Source organism: Nostoc sp. CCY0012 (genome assembly GCF_963920855.1).
GTDB lineage: Bacteria > Cyanobacteriota > Cyanobacteriia > Cyanobacteriales > Nostocaceae > Cyanocohniella.
The window spans coordinates 1-209 of record NZ_CAWUDM010000279.1 but is presented as its reverse complement, the minus strand read 5'-3'; the positions used below and the strand labels follow the sequence as shown (position 1 = coordinate 209).

1 protein-coding gene is annotated in these 209 nt (G+C 68.4%); it reads right to left on the bottom strand.

Going from position 1 to position 209, the window contains the following annotated elements; all coding sequences use genetic code 11:
- Window positions 1-209 (bottom strand): hypothetical protein (locus ACM0OS_RS29130; RefSeq protein WP_414546645.1); only part of this gene is annotated, 209 nt, incomplete at both ends.

Sequence of the window (209 nt, the reverse complement as noted above, 5' to 3'; positions counted from 1 at the left end):
CCTGCAAGGTCGGTCGGCAACGAGCGTCCATCCGCCAGGAGGGGCGCGCCGACCGGGATGGCTTCCAGCGTGACCAGCGGCTCGCCGCCACCCGGTTCCGGCTTGATCGCACCCCAAATCGCCAGATCCACATCCTGGTCGCGCAGCATCTTCGGGTCCCTGCCGATCACGGGTTCGACCCGTATGTTCAGCTCCCGCCGGATCGTGCC